This window comes from Micromonospora echinofusca, from assembly GCF_017614955.1.
Lineage (GTDB): Bacteria > Actinomycetota > Actinomycetes > Mycobacteriales > Micromonosporaceae > Micromonospora > Micromonospora echinofusca_A.
Window position 1 is genome coordinate 1 of record NZ_WVUH01000128.1, and the last position, 17,971, is coordinate 17,971.

Annotated in this window: 15 protein-coding genes and 1 tRNA gene; 3 read left to right on the forward strand and 13 right to left on the reverse strand. The window is 72.8% G+C overall.

Annotation, left to right across the window (positions count from 1 at the left end; genetic code table 11):
* Nucleotides 1–88 precede the first annotated feature (88 nt).
* The 3 genes from GSF22_RS16160 to GSF22_RS16170 are packed head-to-tail and all read right to left on the reverse strand — an operon-like array spanning nt 89 to nt 4,886.
* Nucleotides 89–1,420, reverse strand: a complete 1,332-nt coding sequence (locus GSF22_RS16160; protein WP_208814412.1) for a ferredoxin reductase family protein — start codon at nt 1,418–1,420, stop codon at nt 89–91.
* Nucleotides 1,417–2,796, reverse strand: a complete 1,380-nt coding sequence (locus GSF22_RS16165; protein WP_208814413.1) for a DUF1501 domain-containing protein — start codon at nt 2,794–2,796, stop codon at nt 1,417–1,419. The genes GSF22_RS16160 and GSF22_RS16165 overlap by 4 nt, the downstream gene beginning before the upstream one ends.
* Nucleotides 2,797–2,804: 8 nt before the next feature.
* Nucleotides 2,805–4,886 (reverse strand): DUF1800 domain-containing protein, encoded by a 2,082-nt coding sequence (locus tag GSF22_RS16170; RefSeq protein WP_208814414.1) that lies wholly within the window; start codon nt 4,884–4,886, stop codon nt 2,805–2,807.
* 461 nt (nt 4,887–5,347) lie between these two features.
* Between GSF22_RS16170 and GSF22_RS16175 the strand changes: the two genes are divergently transcribed.
* A complete protein-coding gene (locus GSF22_RS16175) occupies nt 5,348–5,605 on the forward strand; it encodes a DUF3040 domain-containing protein (protein ID WP_208814415.1) in 258 nt (85 codons plus the stop codon).
* 21 nt (nt 5,606–5,626) lie between these two features.
* Here GSF22_RS16175 and GSF22_RS16180 read toward each other — a convergent pair whose 3' ends face one another.
* On the reverse strand, nt 5,627–6,595 hold the full coding sequence (locus tag GSF22_RS16180) for an SWIM zinc finger family protein (RefSeq protein WP_208814416.1): 969 nt from the start codon (nt 6,593–6,595) through the stop codon (nt 5,627–5,629).
* A complete protein-coding gene (locus tag GSF22_RS16185) occupies nt 6,592–9,831 on the reverse strand; it encodes a DEAD/DEAH box helicase (RefSeq protein ID WP_307804042.1) in 3,240 nt (1,079 codons plus the stop codon). Before GSF22_RS16185 ends, GSF22_RS16180 begins: the two co-directional genes overlap by 4 nt.
* Nucleotides 9,832–9,992: 161 nt before the next feature.
* On the opposite strand from GSF22_RS16185, the gene GSF22_RS16190 reads away from it, so the two are divergent.
* A complete protein-coding gene (locus GSF22_RS16190) occupies nt 9,993–10,199 on the forward strand; it encodes a hypothetical protein (RefSeq protein WP_208814418.1) in 207 nt (68 codons plus the stop codon).
* Between the two features lie 19 nt (nt 10,200–10,218).
* On the opposite strand, the gene GSF22_RS16195 is transcribed toward GSF22_RS16190, so the two are convergent.
* Nucleotides 10,219–11,370, reverse strand: coding sequence for a polysaccharide pyruvyl transferase family protein (locus GSF22_RS16195; RefSeq protein WP_208814419.1), 1,152 nt, complete (start codon nt 11,368–11,370; stop codon nt 10,219–10,221).
* Between the two features lie 165 nt (nt 11,371–11,535).
* On the opposite strand from GSF22_RS16195, the gene GSF22_RS16200 reads away from it, so the two are divergent.
* Nucleotides 11,536–12,063, forward strand: coding sequence for a hypothetical protein (locus GSF22_RS16200; RefSeq protein ID WP_208814420.1), 528 nt, complete (start codon nt 11,536–11,538; stop codon nt 12,061–12,063).
* 39 nt (nt 12,064–12,102) lie between these two features.
* On the opposite strand, the gene GSF22_RS16205 is transcribed toward GSF22_RS16200, so the two are convergent.
* From GSF22_RS16205 to GSF22_RS16235, 7 genes are all read right to left on the reverse strand, one after another.
* Nucleotides 12,103–12,618, reverse strand: a complete 516-nt coding sequence (locus GSF22_RS16205; RefSeq protein ID WP_208814421.1) for a 2'-5' RNA ligase family protein — start codon at nt 12,616–12,618, stop codon at nt 12,103–12,105.
* 9 nt (nt 12,619–12,627) lie between these two features.
* Nucleotides 12,628–13,170, reverse strand: a complete 543-nt coding sequence (locus GSF22_RS16210; RefSeq protein ID WP_208814422.1) for an ATP-binding protein — start codon at nt 13,168–13,170, stop codon at nt 12,628–12,630.
* An 80-nt stretch (nt 13,171–13,250) separates the two neighbouring features.
* Nucleotides 13,251–14,351, reverse strand: coding sequence for a calcium:proton antiporter (locus tag GSF22_RS16215; protein WP_208814423.1), 1,101 nt, complete (start codon nt 14,349–14,351; stop codon nt 13,251–13,253).
* Nucleotides 14,352–14,476: 125 nt separating this feature from the next.
* Nucleotides 14,477–14,551 (reverse strand) — tRNA-Val (locus GSF22_RS16220).
* Nucleotides 14,552–14,631: 80 nt separating this feature from the next.
* Nucleotides 14,632–15,099 (reverse strand): peroxiredoxin, encoded by a 468-nt coding sequence (locus tag GSF22_RS16225; protein ID WP_208814424.1) that lies wholly within the window; start codon nt 15,097–15,099, stop codon nt 14,632–14,634.
* A 94-nt stretch (nt 15,100–15,193) separates the two neighbouring features.
* The gene (locus tag GSF22_RS16230) at nt 15,194–15,631 is read right to left on the reverse strand and encodes a DUF3052 domain-containing protein (RefSeq protein ID WP_208814425.1); all 438 of its coding nucleotides are present in this window, start codon (nt 15,629–15,631) and stop codon (nt 15,194–15,196) included.
* 114 nt (nt 15,632–15,745) lie between these two features.
* Nucleotides 15,746–17,971, reverse strand: coding sequence for a transketolase C-terminal domain-containing protein (locus GSF22_RS16235; protein ID WP_439957785.1), 2,226 nt, complete (start codon nt 17,969–17,971; stop codon nt 15,746–15,748).

Sequence of the window (17,971 nt, forward strand, 5' to 3'; positions counted from 1 at the left end):
ACAGCCACCAGCAGGGTCGTGCTCGCGGCCAGTCCGGTGACGGCGAGGAGGACGCGACGCATGTGACGGACCTTCCGACGGTCGGGGGTTACAGCTCGAAGCTGGCCAGATGGATCTGCCGGCGGGGCACCCCGGCGCGGCGCAGGGCGTCCACCGAGGCCCGGACCAGTCCGGGTGGCCCGCACAGGTAGACGTCCCGCCGGGTCAGGTCCGGGACGAGGTGGCGCAGCCCGGCGGGGCTGAGCACCTGCCGGGGGCCGGGGTCGTGGCGGGAGCCGACGACGTACCACAGGTCCAGGTCGCGGGACTCGACCAGCAGGTCCAGTTCCCGGCGCAGCAGCACGTCGTCCGGGGTGCTGGCCCGGTAGACGAGGGCCGCCCCGGGGGGTAGTTCCTCCAGCAGGGCGCGGATCGGGGTGATGCCGCTGCCCCCGGCGATCAGCAGGACCCGGTCGGTACGCCGGTGGGCGGCGGTGAAGGTGCCGGACGGGCCCTGGGCCCAGACCCGGGTACCGGGGCGCAGCCGCCCCAGGCTGGCGGTGTAGCCGCTGACCACCTTGACGGTCAGCCGCAGCCAGGTGCCGTTGGCCGGGGCGGAGAGCGAGAACGGATGCGACTGCCACCAGTGCCCGGGGGCCAGGAAGCGCCAGCGGAAGAACTGTCCACCGTGTACCCGCAGCCGGTCGAGGTGCCGGCCGGTGAGGTAGATCGACACGGTGTCCGGGCTCTCCGCGACCACGTCGGTGACCCGCAGCCGGTGCCGCAGGTTGAACGCCAGCGGTGCGACGACCCGACCCCAGAGCAGTGCGGCGAGCACCAGCAGGTAGAGGGTCTGCCACCAGGTCTGGGCGAACCCCGGGCGGAAGAGCTGCTGTCCGTTGGCGACCTGGTGGCCGAAGCCGAGCAGCAGTGCCAGGTAGCTGCCCAGGTGCAGCAGGTACCACAGTTCGTAGGGCAGGGCGGTCCGGACGGCCCGGATGCCGGTGAAGCCGAGGACCACCATGATGCCGGCGGCGACGAACGCGCCCAGCATGTCGTGGTAGTCGCGGAGCAGCACGCCGGCCTCGGCGAGCACCGAGTGGCCCCGCTGCGCGGCGTACCCGGTGAGGATCAGGGACATGTGGGCGAGGACGGCGACCAGCAGGGTGGGCCCGACGTCCCGGTGCCAGCGGGCCAGTTCCTCGCCGCCGATCCGGCGTTCCAGTACGCCCAGCCGGCTCATCAGCAGGACCTGCACCATCAGCAGGTACCCGGCGACCAGGCCGGTGATCCGGCCGGCGGCGGTGAGCACCCCGGTGCTGCCCTCCACCGAGCCGGCCGGGGTGCCCAGCCACCAGGGCAGCACGCTGACCAGCAGGCCGACCCAGAGCACCGCCTGGATCGTCCGGCGGCCGGCGGCGTGCGCGGATCCTTGGGTCACGCGTACAGCTTGATCGGGGTGTACTTCTGTCGGGGGAAAATCTTGTCGACTTCGGCAACAGTCAGCCCGAAGCGGCCCTGGGCCACCGAGCCGTACACGTTGAACATGTTGTTGTATTCCGGTACGTCGCCACTGTCCAGCTTGTCGAGACCGTCCCAGTTGCCGAGCAGCGAACCGGCCAGCTTCCGACCGGACAGGATGGTGACCACCCCACCGTGCCCGTGGTCGGTGCCGCCGCTGTTGGAGGCGACCCGGCGGCCGAACTCGCTGGACACCATGACCGTCACGTCGGCCGCCCGGTCACCGAGGTCGGTGAAGAACGCGGCCAGCGCACCGGCCAGTTCGTTGAGCCGGCGGTACAGTTGGCCGCCCTCGCGGGTGCCCTGGTTCTCGTGGGTGTCGTAGCCGCCCATCCCGACGGTGGCCACCCGGACGTTGGCGCCGCCCTTGATGAGCTGCGCGAGCTGCTTGAAGGAGTTGCCGACGCCGGTGTACTCCACCCCGTCGGCCGGCTGGTACGGCTTCGCGGCGAGCTTCTGCGCGGTGGCCAGCGCCCCCAGCCCGGACTGCACGGCCTCCTCCACCGGGTGGTTGATCCCGGTGAACAGGCCGCGGATGGCCTTCTCGGTCGCCGCCCGGTACTTCTCGTTGCCGTTGAGCCGCAGCGAGCCGACGCTGTTCAGGGAGAGCGCGCCGTTGGTGCCGACCAGCGAGCGGGGCAGGGTGCTGCCGATGCCGACGCTGCGGAACGCGGTGCCCTTGCCGAGCGCGTCGACCAGGCTGTCCAGCCAGCCCCGGCCACCGGTCTCACCCGGTAGGCCACCCAGGTTGCAGGCGTCGGCGGCCTGGAAGTGGCTGCGGGAGAGCCGCTCGTCGGAGACCGCCGGGACGAAGCCGAGCTGACCGGCTCGCAGCCACTTCTCCAGCGGGGCGAACGCGCCGGTCAGCTTGAATCCCCGGGACAGCGGCAGGGAGTCGTTGCCGAGCAGCAGGTCGGGTCGGGCCCTGGCGAGCACCGGGTCACCGTCCGGGGCGACCAGGCTGAGCCCGTCCAGCCCGCCGTAGAGGAAGACGTGGATCAGGGTGCCGGTCGGCGTCGCCGCGAAGGACGCCTGGGTCGAGACGAACTGGCTGGTGGCGAGGGCGGTCGCGGTGGCGGCGGCGCCCGCGACGAAGGTCCGCCGGGTCACCCCCCGGCCGTCCTGCTGGGCCTCCTCCTCCGCCTCCAGCCGCAGGTACCGGTCACGTTCGGCGGCGTTCTCGGCGGCGACGACGTCGGCTTCGGCGCGCAGCACCGCCTCGGCCGGGTTGTCGGCCAGGCGCCGCAGGTCGGGGCAGTCGGGGTGCAGGGGGTACGAGTACACAGTCTTCTCCATCGGGTGCCTCACCGGAGGTGGTGCTGGGGGGAAGCGAGGAGCGCCCGCGCGATCGCGGTGATGGCCCCGTTGAACGTGGCGTCGACCCGGTCGGTCGCCGTGACCCCGGCGATGCCGAGAATCAACGCCTTCTCCTTGGCGGTCAGCTTCTGGTGCACCAGCCGCAGCGCCAGCGCGTCCAGGTACGCCCCGGCGGTCGGCGCGGCCTTGGCGAGCTGCTCCGGCTTGACGTAGGAGAACATCCGGCGGTTGCCGCCGAGGATGTCCCCGGCCTCGTTCCAACCGTTGACCATCGTGCCGGCCGAGGTCCAGGCCAGGTAGACGTCCGGGTAGCCGTCCGGGGTGGGCTGGCCCATCGGGTACTGGCCGAGCTGGCGCAGTTTCTCGTGGATCTGCCGGAGCCCCTCGCCGTACGGGGTGCGTTTGCGGTCACCGTGGTCGTAACCCGGGGACGGCTCCGGCGAGACGCCGAGCACCCGGTACGTGGCGACCAGGTACTCCATCGGCCGGCGTACCTTCTGGCCGACCGACGCCCAGAACTCCGAGGAGCTGAACAGGGTCGTCAGCAGTGGCTTCACCGCGCCCTTGTGGGTGGTGTAGCTCTTGGCCAGCCGGTCGACCAGGGTCTTCGGTGGGGTGTCCGAGACGAACCGGGTGGCCAGGCTCTGCGCGACGTACCGGGCGGTCGACGGGTGCAGCGCGATGTACCGGAGGTAGGCGTCGATGACCTTCTCGGCCTGGGCCGGGTCGGCGGAGCTGTTCGCGTGGGTGAAGCCGAGGATCTTCACCTTGCCGGTGTAGTGCCGGTCGCCCCGGAAGACGTACTCGCCGTTGTTGACGCCGCGTCCGGTCTGCAGCAGGGCGGCCTGCCGGACGTCGGACTCGGTGTAGCCGCCGTCCACACCGACCGAGTACAGCTCCAGGTTCTCCCGGGCCAGGTTCTCGTTGACCGCGTCCTTGCTGGACTGGTTCTGGTTGAGGTAGAGCAGCAGGGCCGGGTGCCGGTTCGCGGCGACCAGCATGTCCGGGTAGTTGGCCAGCGCGTACCTGCGGACCACGTCCCGGTCGAAGGACCCCCGGTGCGCCTCGCCCCCGTCGAAGTCGGCGGCGACGTGCAGGAAGTCGTTCCAGAAGTCGACCATCACCTCGAAGAGCTGCCGGTCGGACCAGATCTGCCGGGCGATGGTGGCGTCGACCACCTCCCGCTCCGGCTGGACCCCCCGCTCGTTGAGCTGGTCACGCTGCTCGCGGAGCTGCGTCGGGGTCATCTTCAGGCTGGGCAGTTCGGCGAGCTTCAGCTCGGCCCGGGTCGGGGCGATCTTGTCCGGGTCGAGCTGCCAGCGGATCCAGGCGTCGATTCCCATCCGCTTGATGTCGGCGAGGACCTTCGGCGTCGCGCCGAAGGTGGCCCGGGAGGCGAGGTGCCGTACCGGATCCTTGGCCAGCACCGTCTTGACCGTCACCCGCGTGTTGGCGGCAGCGGCGGCGGGGCCGGAGTACGTCTGCCCGGCGGTCGGCGCGTTGCGTTTGAGGGCCTCACCGGCCCGGGAGCCCATGTAGCTCTCGTTCTGCTCGGTGTAGGTACGCACCTGGCTGGGTTGCTGGCCACTGGGCCGGGCCGCGCTGCCGTCGGTCACCGCAGTGGCGGTGGCGTCACCGGCCGGGTCGCCGCCGAACAGTTCCCGCAGCTGCGGTGACATGGCCAACGCGGCGCCACCGGCGACCACGGCGGCGGTACCGCCGAGCGCGGCCAGGGCCCGGCGCCGGCCGGTACGCGGCCGGTCGTCGTCATCGTCGTCCAGGTCGGGCAGGCCGGCCCCGCCGGCCGGGCCGGTACCCCGGGCCGGGGGCAGTCCGGCCGGACCGACCCACTGTGGACCACGTCGGGGCGGGCCGGGCTGCGGCGCCCGGTGATCGGCCGGCGCCCGGTGGTCGGCCGGCGCCCGGTGGGTGTGGTCGGACCGGGTGGGAGGAGCCCAGGGCTGTGCCGGGCGGTGCAGGTCGCGGTACCCGTCCGAGGTGGGGTGCTGCGGTCCGGTCCAGCGGTCGTCAGGTGACCGGCGTGGCGGTGGCACATTCTGGTCGGCCATGTACCAATCCCGTTTTCTGCTGGCGCGCCGGCACGGCCGCGGAGCACGGCAGAGAGGTGCGGCGACTTCGACTTGAGGGGTACGCGGGGTGCGAAGTTACTTGCGCTACGGCAAGGTAACCAAGCCCCGGAGGGCCTTCAAGACAGCCGAAATCGCATCAGGCGCCACACTTAAGGCAGTCCTCAGACGGTATGGAATTCCACCCCTTACCGGTTGGCTGACCCCACCGACCCCGAGCAGGTCGGATACCGCCCGAAGGGCAGCCGGTGTGACGTTTTCCGGTCATCCGACGCTGTCCGGTGGATACGGCGGCACAGCAAAACTTAAGGATGCGTTAAGCCTCCGCTGCGGAATCCAAGCTGCCCTCCCCACCCGGGAAGTAGCAGCGTCCGGCAGCGCGTGATCCGCCGCCGGAGCGGGTATGCCGCCGAACCGCTGAACCGCGAGGGGGAGGCAGCGTCATGCTGAGCAAAGAGGATCAGCGCAGGTTCGAGCAGATCACCCGCCAGTTGCGGGAGAGCGATCCGCAGTTCTTCGCCCGCCTCGATCGGCGGGCCCGGGCCCGCCGGGGCCGGCTGCTCATCCTGTTGACCATCGTGTTGTGGGCCGCGTTGCCCGCGACCACGGTACTGGCCGGTCGGGTGGCTGGCGTCGTCTGCGGCTTCGTGCTGCTGGTGAACGCCGGCTTGATGTGGCGGTTCCGGCGCCGCTGGTGGTGAGACCGCCGACGTCGCCGACCGTCACGGTCCGTCGGGGGACTCCCCGTCGACACCGAATTCCCGGTACGCCCGGCGCAGCTGCTGCGCCAGGCCCGGCCCACCGATGGCACTGCCCGGCGGGCCGAGCTGGCGCAGCAGCAGCTCCGGTTCCGTGGCCAGGGTCGGCGGTCGGCGGTCCGGCAGCGGTACCGGCGGCAGCCAGTACCGGTCGACCGTCCCGGCGAGCGGCAGCTCGGGTAGTCCGGTGAGCGCCGCCGCAGTGCCGACGGTCGATGTCGCCGTCCCGCTCTCTTCGGCCGGCGTGGCCGGACCCGCTGCGGCCGACCCGGTCTGTCCGGGATCGGGCGCTCCGGCCGGCGCTGGACCGACCTCCGGGGTCACCGCGTGCGTGGCCGGGCCGGTCCGCCGGGCCCGCAGCCCGTGCAGCAGGTCGTCCCGACCCCGGCCGCGCCAGTGCAGCAACCGGAACGGGTCGGCGTCGAACGCCTCGGCCAGCAGGTAGAAGCTGGCGGCCAGGTGCTTGCAGGGCACCGCGAAGTCAGGGCAGTCGCAGCGCTGGTCCAGTTCGTCGATCCGGCGCGGGAACAACGGCGTACCCAGGTCCACGAAGACCTGCTCCAACTCGGCCGGCAGGTCGCCGGCGAGCAGCCGGGCACTGAAGAACGCCTGGGCGGCCAGGGTCGCCTCGACCCGGTCCCAGAGCGGCCCGGGGAACGCGGCGATCCCGATCCGGACCCGGTAGGGCCGGACCCGGGAGCCCTGCACCGTCGCGGTCACCTCGCCGGGCGCCACCGTCAGGTCGAGCACCTGACCCGCGCGGGCGTACGCGCGCCCCCGGGTGAGCCGGGTACCGAGGGCGAAGGACTCCAGCACGTCGAGGAAGCGCCGCGCCCACCACGACTCGCCGATCGCGCCCCGGGTACTGCGGGCCCGCAGCCCCCCGTCGACCCGCCTGGGTGGGCCGTACCCGGCGAACCGGTCGGTGCTCATCCGACCACCGTCCCCGGACGCAGGCTGAGCACCTCACGCAGCTCCCCGGTGGAGAGTCCGGTCAGCCACTGCTCACCGGTACCGACCACCCGGGCGGCCAGTCCACGTTTCGTACCGACCAGCTCGGCGATCCGTTCCTCGACGGTGCCGGCGCAGACGAACTTGCGTACCTGCACCCGTCTCCGCTGACCGATCCGGAACGCCCGGTCGGTGGCCTGGTCCTCGACCGCCGGGTTCCACCACCGGTCCACGTGCACCACGTGGTTGGCGGCGGTCAGCGTCAGCCCGGTGCCGCCGGCCTTCAGCGAGAGGACGAACAGCGGTGGCCCGCCGTCGGACTGGAACCGGGACACCAGGGCGTCCCGTTCCGCCTTGCCCACCCCGCCGTGCAGGTACAGCACCTCCCGGCCGGTACGCGCCGACAGGTGACCGCGCAGCATCCGCCCGAACTCGGCGTACTGGGTGAACAGCAGGGCCTTCTCCCCGGCGGCGAGCACCTCGTCGAGGATCTCCTCCAACCGGGCCAACTTGCCGGAACGACCGGGCAGGGCCGAGCCGTCGCGGAGCAGTTGGGCGGGATGGTTGCAGACCTGCTTGAGTTTGGTCATCGTGGCCAGCACCAGCCCCCGCCGCTCGATGCCGTCAGTGGACTCGATCCGGGCCAGCATGTCGTCGACCACCGCCTGGTAGAGCGCGGCCTGTTCGGTGGTGAGGTTGCAGAGCACCTCCATCTCCAGCTTCTCCGGCAGGTCGGAGATGATCGAGGCGTCGGTCTTCAGCCGGCGGAGCAGGAACGGGCCGGTGAGACGGCGCAGGCGTTCCGCCGCCGCGTCGTCACCGTGCCGTTCGATGGGTTCGGCGTACCGTTTGCGGAAGCCGGCCGCGCCGCCGAGCAGCCCCGGATTGGTGAACTCCATGATGGACCACAGGTCGGCGAGCCGGTTCTCCACCGGGGTACCGGTCACCGCGATCCGGTGCCGGGCGGGGATCGCGCGGACCGCCTCGGCCTGCCGGGTCGCCGCGTTCCGGATCGCCTGCGCCTCGTCGACCACGACCCGGTGCCAGTCGACCCCGGCCAGTTCGGCGGCGTCCCGGGCGGCCACCGCGTAGGTGGTCAGGACCAGGTCCGCGCCACCGGCCGCCTCGGCGAACCGGTCGCCGCGCGCCCGTTCCGCGCCGTGGTGCACGTGCACCCGCAGGCCCGGGGTGAACCGGGCGGCCTCCCGCTGCCAGTTGCCGACCAGTGACACCGGGCAGACCAGCAGGGTGGGGCCGGCGTCCGGCGGGTCGGCGGCGAACAGGGCGAGCAGTTGGACGGTCTTGCCCAGCCCCATGTCGTCGGCGAGTACGCCGCCGAGCCCCAGGGACGCCAGGAAGGCCAGCCAGGCGTACCCGCGCCGCTGGTAGGGCCGGAGCGTACCGGTGAACCCGGGCGGTTCGTCGAGGGCGGTGAGCCGCTGCTCCGCCCGACCGGCGAGCAGGTCGCCGAGGGCACCGTCGGCGGTCACCGCCAGCACCGGCGGCGCCTGCGGGTCGTCCTGCACGGTCCGGGCCAGGTGCAGCAGTTCCGCGACGGTCGACCGGCCTGCGGAGCGCAGCAGCCGCAGGCCGGCGCGCAGCCGCCGGGGGTCCAGTTCCACCCACTGGCCACGCAGCCGGACCAGCGGGGTCTTCGCCTCGGCGAGGGCGGCCAGTTCCTCAGCGGTCAGCGGCTGGTCGCCGAGCGCCACCTCCCAGCGGTAGTCGACCAGGGCCAGCGTGTCGAGCCCGCTGGCCGTCGCCACCGTGCCCGGCGCGGTCCGGCTCCGGGCCTGCAACCGTGCGCCCAGCCGGGCGGCCGGCCGTCCCCACCAGCCCGGCAGCAGGACCCCGAATCCGGCGGCGTGCAGCAGCGGGGCACCCTCGCGCAGGAACCGGTGCGCGCCCTCGGTGTCCAGTTCCAGGGCCTCCGGCGTGGCGGTACGCAGTGCCGTGTCGAGTTCCGGCCAGAGCCGGCTGGCCCGGCCGAGTTCGGTCAGCAGGGTCTCCTGGGGCGCGGCCAGCCGCCCGGCCAAGCCGGGTGGCAGTTCCACCTGCGCCCAGACGTCCCCGGCGGTGGCCACCAGGCCCGGCTCGTCGGCGGCCTGGAGCCCGAAGGTCACCCGCCACGAATCCCCGTCGGCCGCCGCGTCGGCCGCCTGGTCGAAGAGGTCCGGTTGCGCGGCGGGTTCGACCAGCCGGAAACAGCCCCGGACGGCGCTCCCGGCGGCGTCCCGCTGCCAGTCGGCCAGTTCGGTGGCGAGGGTGGCCAGGGCGGCGGCCGGGGCGGTGAAGGTGCGCTGCCGACCGGTGAGCGCCCCCAGCCAACCGGTGACCACCGGGCCGGGTCGGTGGACGCCCGCTCCGGTGGGACCCGCCCGGCGGTCGGCGCCACGGGAGGGCTCCCCGCGCTCCGGCTCGGCGAGGCGTACCCCGTCGAGAGCGGTCCGGGCGGCGGCGTCGGTGAGCCGGTCTAGGACGTCGGCGAGGAGTGCCCCGGCCGGCAGTTCCGGTACGGCGGCGCGGACCGCCGGGGGCAGGGCCATGGCGAGCGCCCGGGCCCACTCGGCGTCGGCTCCGGTGAGCAGCGGTCGCCACACCGCCCGGCCGGGTACCCGCCCCGCGTTCCCGGCCCTGCCGTCGGGCCGCCCGCCGCCTGCGCGCCCGACTCCGGGCGGTCCCACGACCGTCGGTCCCCGGTCCGGCGCTTCGACACCGGGCAGGACCCGGCCCCGGGACACCAGGTCGACAGCCAGGTCGACGGTCGCCGCCAGGTGCCGCAGTCCGGCGCCGGTCGGCAGGCCGGTACCCGGCAGCCCGCGCAGCAGCGTCAACGCGTCGTCGACGTCGTACTCCAGGGTGGCGACCCGCCAGGCGGCGAGGGTGACCGGACCGCGCTGCGGATCGGGGTCGGCGGTACGCACCAGTTCCGGGGAGTCCACCGGAGCGCCGCCCCGGGTGGGCAGGGCGAGCCCGATCGAGCCCGACACCGCCTTGCCGGCCACGTCCCGGACGTCGTCACCGGCCCCGCCCAGCCGGTCGGCACCCCCCTCCAGCAGGGTGGCCAGCAGCTCGGCGTGACCGGCGGCGTACGGGTGCGGTCGTTCCCGGGGTGGCCGGCCGGGGCGGCGCGGTGGCCGGGCCGGCAGCGCCGGATCCTCGGCCCAGAGCGCCAGGCCGGCCGCCTCCGGCAGCCACACCCCGTGAAAGACCAGCACACCCGCTCCCTGGGACGACGTTCGCCGCCCAGGATAGGCGGTAAGGAAGGGCCCCCTATTAACGCATTCGGTAGCGGAAGGGCCCCTTTTTAACAGGGCGGATCCCGTGGGGGGCCACGTGATCCGCTGCGAACCTGCCCGGCACCGGGCAGGATGACAGCATGGCATCCACCGTAGAGATCAGCCTGGTGGGCGGAAGCGCCGACGGCGAGACCGTCATGGTCGAGTTGGACAGCAACGGCCGTCCCCCGCTCACCCACCACCACCTCGGCCCCGCCGGGCTCGCCGAGGCGGAGATCTACGAGTTGGAGTCGGTGGCCGGACAGGGTACGACCTGGATCTACCGGTGGCGCGGCCCGGCGGTCTGAGGGCCCGCGACCCGCCCGGTCAGCGCGCGATGCCGACCGGTGTCCGCATCCGCAGGCCGCGCAGCAGCGGCTGCATCGCCCGCGCCGTACCCTGGGCCTGCTCGCAGACCGTGCGCACGCGCGGCGTGACCGCCTCCGCGCGGGCGTCCCGCTCGTCCCACAGCCGGTCGACCTCCGCGAGCAGCGGACCTTCCACCTCCCGGGCCACGCCCTTGAGCGCGGGTACACCGAGCCGCTGGGCGAGGTCGAAGACCTTGCCGGCGTACGGCAACGGCAGGAACGGGATACCGGAGAGCGCCGCGAAGATCAGGAAGTGCAGCCGCATACCCACCGCGATGTCGAAGTGCGGCATCAGTCCGAAGACCTGCTGGGGCGAGTAGTCGCCGTGCAGGATCCGGCCCCGTTCGGCGGCGGTCATGTGCGACAGCACGCCGTGCGAGTGCCGGATGTCGTCCCGCTCCATCGGGACGAAGAGCACGTACGCGTCGAGCCGGTGCACCAGGAAGTCACCGACCTGGGCGAGCAGTCGGTGGTACCCGTCGACGTCCAGCCGTTCGGCCGCGCGCCCCGGCTCCCGGACGCTCATCCCGACCAGACGGCGGCCGGCCGGTACGCCTTCCTCGCGGAGCAGAGCCGCGTCGAACGGCTCCGGTTCCAGCAGGAAGGCCGGGTCGCCGGTGACCGTGATGGGGGTCCGCACCCCGGCCTCTTCGAGTACCTGTCGGGATTCCTCGTCCCGGACCGTCACCTGGACCGCCTCGGCCAGGGTCTCCCGGACCATCGCGCAGTCCAGAGCCTCGTTGAGCGGGCCGACACCGACCGCCCAGGTCACCACGGGCAACCCCCGTTCCTGGGCCGCCAGGACCACCCGCAGGTAGCGCCGGGCCTCCCGGTCGTAGAGGATCCCGCCACCGCCGAGGATCAGCAGGTCCAACCGGTCGAGTACGGTCCCGGAGTCGGCCCGGCTGACGCCCTCCCAGGGCACCGCCTCCACCGTCGGGTGCGTCCGGCGGGTATGGTCCGGGTACCGGGAGAAGACCACGATCCGGGCATCCGGTCTGAGCTGCCGGAGATCGGCGAGCAGGCCGGTCAGGATCGCCTCGTCGCCGAGGTTCCGCCCGCCGTACGAGCCGAGCACCCCGATCCGCGGGCCCCCGCCGCCATCCGTCATCGTCGCTCCTCCCCAGGTGCGCCCGACCGTGGCTACCCGCTCACCACCGGCCCATGCCTACCGGTGGCACGCTGGCGGGCGCCCCCCGGAGGCGGGATCCGGGTCGAACCGGATTTTCGGGCAGGACGGACCCGACCGGGACGTCAGGCAATGGAAGGAGACACCATGGGGGCCGCGGTACCGGTCTGGCTGCTCGACGTGGACGGGGTGGTCAACGCGGTACGCCCGGGTTGGGGCGCGCCGCCCCGCAGTGGCGTCGCCTGGTCGGCTGTCGACCACTACGAGTACCGGTTGCGGTGGGCGCCCGCCCTGGTCGAGCGGATCCGGTCCCTGCACGGCAGTGGTCTGGTGGAGGTCCGCTGGTGCAGCACCTGGTGCCCGGACGCGACGGCGCTGGAACGGCTGTGGCGGTTCCCGCCGCTGGAGCGGGCCCTCACCGTCACCCCGGTGCCGCCGGGCGCCCACTCGTGGCCGTTGAAGCTGGCGGCGGCACATCGGATGCTGTCCGCCGGCCGGCGGCTGGTCTGGACCGACGACGAGGCGATCCCCACGGCGGATCCGGTCCTCGACGCGGCGGTCACCGCCGGCACCGCCCTGCTGCTCCGGCCGTCCCCCGGCCGGGGTCTGCAACCGGCGGACCTGTCCGCGATCGAGACGTTCGCCCGGGGTACGGCGAACCCGTCCACCGACTGACCGCGCGGACCGGCCAGCCGGGTCGGGCCAGCCTCACAGTCAGGCCAGCGGGTGGGCGATCCCCCGGGCATGGTCGGTGATGGCGGCGCCGACCACGGTCGCCTCGATCGGCAGGAACTCCAGACAGCGACGTACCGCAGCGGCCATCAGCGGGTTCGGTACCCGCATCGACAGCGTGCAGTGCGGTACCCAGTGACCCGGCTGGTAGTGCGCGACGAGACCGATCCCGGCCCGGGCCAGCCGGGTGTGCACCTCGGCGTGGTGGGCCAGCAGCTCGGCGGTCGGGGTGGGGCCGAGCCAGAGCACCCGGCCGACGAACTGACCGGCGTGCTGGAACGACAGTCGCAGCGGCGCGGCCACCTCCAGCCCGGCGAGCGCCCCGGCGACCTGTTCCGGGTCGAACCGGGGCGCGACGGCCAGCGAGACGTGTGGCCGGTGCCGCTGGTCCAGCAGCGAGCGCATGCTCTGCACTCCCTCGGACTCCAACGCGTCCCAGAGCACCCGGATCCGTCGGGTGGCGACGGTGTCGAGATACAGCTCCAGTGCCGCGACCACATGATCATCTTACCCGGTGGCGGTATCCCGGCCGTCCCCCTCGGCCGCCCCCGGCTCGGGCACCGGTTCGACGGTGAAACCGCCCCGACCGTCGATCCGGACCTCGTACAGCCGGTCGAATCCGTCCGTCGGCTGCGGTCGGCGCAGCCGCTTGAGGGTGGCGAAGATGCCGACCTCGGGTACCCGGGCCCGACCCTGGCGGGCGGCGTTGCGGGCCAGGGCCGCCGGCACGTCGGGCGGGAACCAGTACCCGACGGTCGTCGCGCCGTACTGCCGGGCGGCCCCGACCAGCGGTTGCCACTCCGCCGGGGACGGGTTGGTGTTGTCCACCGCGACTGACCGTCCCCCGGCCAGCGCCTCCTCGACCAGGCGCATCTGGCGACGCTGCCGGTGCCGGGCGTGGGGGAAGGCGTCCTTGCTGACCACCACGTGGCTGGCCGCCAGGTACCGACGGCAGAAGGTCGACTTGCCCGACCCCTGCAACCCGATCAGGACCGCCACCTCCGGCCGGTCGACGCCGTACCAGACAGGCTGCCCGTCGGGGTGCGGCACAGAGCCGGCACCGGGGTGCGGCACGAACCCGGGGTGCGGCACCGACCCGGGGTGCGGCACCGACCCGGCAACGGAGTGCGTCACGGACTGGCGGCGAGGAAGAGGAAGGCGGCCAGCAGGGACAGGTGCACGCCACCCTGGAGCAGGGTCGCCCGCCCGGGTACGACGGTGAGGACCCCGGTGACCACGGTGAGCGCCAACAGCACCATCTGGGTACCGCCCAGGCCCAGCAGCAGCGGCCCGTCGAGCCAGATCGACGCGAGGGCGATGGCCGGAATGGTCAGGCCGATGCTCGCCATCGCGGAACCCAGGGCGAGGTTCAGGCTGATCTGCACCCGGTCCCGGCGGGCGGCCCGGGCGGCGGCGAGGGTCTCGGGCAGCAGCACCAGCAGCGCGATGACCACGCCCACGACGCCGTGTGGCAGGTTGGCGGCGGCCACCCCGGCCTCGATGGACGGGGAGACCGACTTGGCGTGCCCGACGACGGCGACCAGGGCGATGACCAGCAGGGCGAGGCTCGCCACGGCGGCCCGCCCGGACGGCGGGTCGGCGTGCTCCGCCGAGTCGAGCACCCGACCCTCGTTGTCGACCGGGAGGAAGTAGTCGCGGTGCCGGCCGGTCTGCACCATGACGAAGAGACCGTAGAGGCCGAGGGAGGCCACGGCGGCGAAGGCGAGCTGGGGCGGGGAGAACTCCGGCCCGGGCCGGCTGGTGGTGAACGTCGGCACCACGAGGCTGAGCGCGGCGAGGGTGGTGACCGTGGCCAGGGCGCCACCGGTGCCCTCCGGATTGAACGTCGCCACCCGTCGGCGCAGGGCACCGAGCAGCAGGGACAGGCCGAGGATGCCGTTGCAGGTGATCATGACGGCGGCGAAGACGGTGTCCCGGGCGAGTGCCTGGGTCTTGTCCCCGCCGCTGATCATGAGCGTGACGATCAGCGCCACCTCGATCACCGTGACCGCCACCGCGAGCACCAGCGAGCCGAACGGCTCGCCCACCCGGTGGGCCACCACCTCGGCGTGGTGTACCGCGGCGAGCACCGCCCCGGCCAGGAACAGGGCCACCACCAGCACCATGATCGCGGGTAACTCACGCCCCCAGGTCACGACCAGAACCAGGACCGCGATCAGGGGTACGACGACGGTCCAGTCGGTGAGGCGGGAGCGGGTAGTGGCGACCATGCGATCAACAGTGCCAGACACACCCGCCCGGTACCGAACAAAGCGACCACCACGGTCGATGGACGGGGGCGGGGGAATCCCGCGTGCCGGTGATCCGCACGCTCGACGGTGGTGCGGGTGGTACGTGGTGGGCGCGGCAGGTTTCGAACCTGCGACCCCTCGCTTGTAAGGCGAGTGCTCTCCCACTGAGCTACGCGCCCGGATCGCCCTGTGCGGCGGGCCGGTGGCTGGCAAGCTTACCCTGCCGGCTCCCGGGCCGCCGCACGGGCGGTACGGCGGATCAGGCTGCGGCGGCGTCCGCCAGTGCCTTGCGCCAACCCTGCTGGTCACGGGCCTCGCCCGGCATGTTCATCTCGGCGAACCGGACGACGCCGGCCCGGTCGATGACGAAGGTGCCCCGGTTCGCGATGCCGGCGGTCTCGTTGAAGACCCCGTACGCCTGGGCGACGGCGCCGTGCGGCCAGAAGTCGGCCAGCAGCGGGAACTGGTAGCCCTCCTTCTCGGCCCAGATCTTGTGGGCGTAGACCGAGTCGACGCTGACGGTGAGCACCTGGACGTCGTCGTTGACGTACTCGTTGAGGTTGTCCCGCACCTCGCACAGCTCACCCTGGCAGATCCCGGTGAACGCCAGCGGGTAGAAGACCAGCAGCACGGTGCGCTTACCCCGGTAGTCCGAGAGCCGGACCTCCTGGTTGTTCTGGTCCTTGAGTACGAAGTCCGGCGCCTCGGCGCCAACCTCGATCGGCATGCAAGCTCCTTGGATAGTCGCGGTGGCACCTAGCGTGCCACGGATGTCCGGCCAGACGACCGGCACCCGTCCCCCTCTGTGGCGTGTGGAACGCCTACTTCTTGGCCTTCGCGCCACGCCGCAGGACGAGGCGGGCGCCGCTCCAGTCCCGGCCGGCGTTGACGGTGGACGTCTGCTGCAGGCCGGCCGTGGGTGCCGACTCGGAGATCTCGCTCGGCTCGACGTGCCCCTCGCGCCCCGCCTTCGGGGTCAGCAGCCACACCACCCCGTTGTCGGCCAACGGCCCCAGGGCGTCGACGAGAAGCTCGAAGAGGTCACCGTCCCCGTCGCGGTACCAGACCAGCACCGCGTCGACCACCTCGTCGGTGTCCTCGTCGACCAGCTCTCCACAGCGGTCGGTCAGGGCGTCCCGGAGATCCTGGTCGACGTCGTCGTCGTACCCCATCTCCATGACGACCATGCCCGGCTCGATCCCGAACCGGTCCGCCAGGCTGCGTACCCCGTCGGCGGCCTGACCAGCGGTCGCGCTCACTGTCGCGTGCCTCCTCATCTCATCCCTGCTCCCGGCATCCGTCCGACACCGTTAGTGCAGAGTCCACACAAGTTGTGCCCCTGCGCGCAAGTGGCGCACCGAGTGGAACGGAATTTACCGCGCCAGCAGCGTACGGGCACCCTGGGTAATGGCATTCTCGGAGACCAGCACTTCGCGGACAGCCGGACCTAAGGGCACAAAAGAGTCAACCCCGGCTACTCTACGCACAGAACCGACATATCCCCCGTCGACCAGGGCGGCGATCACCCCCTCCCCGACCCCGCCGGAACGGCGCGTCTCGTCCACCACCAGCACCCTTCCCGTCGCCGACGCCTCCCGGATCAGATCGGCCACCGGCAGCGGGGAGAGCCAGCGCAGATCCACCACCCGGGTACCGACCCCCTCCTCGGCGAGGTGGTTCGCGGCCCGCAACGACATGGGTACGCCGTTACCGAACGTGAGGATGGTGAGATCCTCGGCCGATCCGACGCCGTACACCCGGGCGCGCCCGATCGGCACGTGCCCGGCGGACCAGTCGCCGGGCCCCAGGTAACCACCGAGCCACTCACCGTCGCCCGGCAGGTGCAGGTCCCGGGTGTGGTAGAGCGCGATCGGCTCCAGGAAGACGCAGACACTGCCGTCCACCGCCGCACTGGCCAGGCAGGACCGCAGCATCGGCGCGGCATCCTCGGCCCGGGACGGCACGGCCACCACCAGGCCCGGCACGTCCCGGAGTACGGCCACCGAGTTGTCGTTGTGGAAGTGCCCGCCGAAGCCCTCCTGGTACGCCAGTCCGGCCACCCGGACCACCATCGGGTTACCGAACGCGCCCTGGGAGAAGAACCGCATGGTGGCCGCCTCGCCCCGCAACTGGTCCTCGGCGTTGTGCAGGTAGGCCAGGTACTGGATCTCGGGTACCGGCAGCATCCCGGTCAGCCCGGCGCCCAGACCGAGGCCGAGGATCGACGTCTCGTCGAGCAGGGTGTCGAAGACCCGGGACGCGCCGAAGCGGTCCCGCAGCCCCTTGGTGACCCCGTACACGCCGCCCCTGGCGGCCACGTCCTCCCCGAAGACCAGCATCCCGGGGTGGTCGAGCAGGCCGTCGGCGAGGGCGGCGTTGATGCTCTGGGCGAGCGTGAGCGGTCCGGACTCCTCCGGCAACCGGCCCCGGAACGCGCGGAGCCGGGCGGCGGCGGCCGGTCCCGCGGCCCGTACGGCGGCGTCGGCGACCGCGTGCGACACGCGTACCGGCCGACGGCCGGCCAGCGGGGCCATGATGTCCGCGGCGGTGGCGAGTTTCGGCTCACCGATCACCTCTTCGGCGATCCTGCGGATCTGCCAGCCGATCTCGTCGTACCGGGCCAGCAGTTCCTCCGGCGTGAGCAGGCCCGCCCCGACCACCAGCCGGGCCGTGGCGACCACCGGATCACGGTCGAGGTCGGCGGTGATCTCGGCGCTGTCCCGGTACGCGGTCTCGGCGTCGGCTCCGGCGTGCCCCATCAGCCGGACCGTGTCCAGGTGCAGCACCGCCGGCCGCCGGTGCCGGCGTACCCACTCCGCCGCCTCCACCGCCGTGTCGTACGCGTCGACCAGGTCGGTGCCGTCCGCCGCGAAGTACCGCAGGCCGGGGCGGCTCCGCAGGTTGGCGGCCACCCATTCGCGCGGGGAACGCACACTCCCCAGCCCGTTGTCCTCGCAGACGAAGAGCACCGGTACCCGCAGTCCGCTGTGGTCGCACCAGCCCACCGTGTTGAAGGCGGCCGCCGCGTTGGCATGGTTGATCGAGGCGTCCCCGAAGGAACACACCACGATGGCGTCGTCCGGCCACGCCGGGCGCACCGCATCGGTCGTCTCGAAGGGCGGCGGTACGGCGTCAGCGCTCCCGCCGGGCAGTGGCGACGGGACAGCGTCCGGGCCCGCCCCGTTCTCCTGCCGGCCGGCGCCGTTCTCCTCCCAACCGGGGCCGTCCTCCTCCCGGGCGACGCCGTCCGGCGATCCGGCGGCGTCGTACCCCTCATGGTCGTGCGGCGGACGCCCGGCGGCCAGCCGGCGCAGCCGCTCGACGGCGAACCCGGTCCCCACCGCGCGGGGCAGGTGCGACGCGATGGTGGACGTGGTCGGGACGACCGCGAGGTCGGCGTTGCCGAAGACCTTGTACCGGCCGCCCGCGATCGGTTCCTCCACCGAGGCCACCACTCCGCGCAGGACGTCCCGGGCCGCGCCGAGCAGCGGAGAGTCGACCCCGTCGGGTGACGGGGTTCCGGGCTGCTCCGGCGGGGCGGCCAGCGCGGCGGCGACCGCCCCCAACCGGTCGGAGCGCCCGGTCGTCGCCTCCCCCAC

Excerpts from the sequence above, each read along its gene's own strand:
- GSF22_RS16165 (WP_208814413.1), bottom strand. The coding sequence starts at position 2,796 with ATGGAGAAGACTGTGTACTCGTACCCCCTGCACCCCGACTGCCCCGAC.
- GSF22_RS16170 (WP_208814414.1), bottom strand. The coding sequence starts at position 4,886 with ATGGCCGACCAGAATGTGCCACCGCCACGCCGGTCACCTGACGACCGC.
- GSF22_RS16175 (WP_208814415.1), top strand. The coding sequence starts at position 5,348 with ATGCTGAGCAAAGAGGATCAGCGCAGGTTCGAGCAGATCACCCGCCAG.
- GSF22_RS16180 (WP_208814416.1), bottom strand. The coding sequence starts at position 6,595 with ATGAGCACCGACCGGTTCGCCGGGTACGGCCCACCCAGGCGGGTCGAC.
- GSF22_RS16190 (WP_208814418.1), top strand. The coding sequence starts at position 9,993 with ATGGCATCCACCGTAGAGATCAGCCTGGTGGGCGGAAGCGCCGACGGC.
- GSF22_RS16195 (WP_208814419.1), bottom strand. The coding sequence starts at position 11,370 with ATGACGGATGGCGGCGGGGGCCCGCGGATCGGGGTGCTCGGCTCGTAC.
- GSF22_RS16200 (WP_208814420.1), top strand. The coding sequence starts at position 11,536 with ATGGGGGCCGCGGTACCGGTCTGGCTGCTCGACGTGGACGGGGTGGTC.
- GSF22_RS16215 (WP_208814423.1), bottom strand. The coding sequence starts at position 14,351 with ATGGTCGCCACTACCCGCTCCCGCCTCACCGACTGGACCGTCGTCGTA.
- GSF22_RS16225 (WP_208814424.1), bottom strand. The coding sequence starts at position 15,099 with ATGCCGATCGAGGTTGGCGCCGAGGCGCCGGACTTCGTACTCAAGGAC.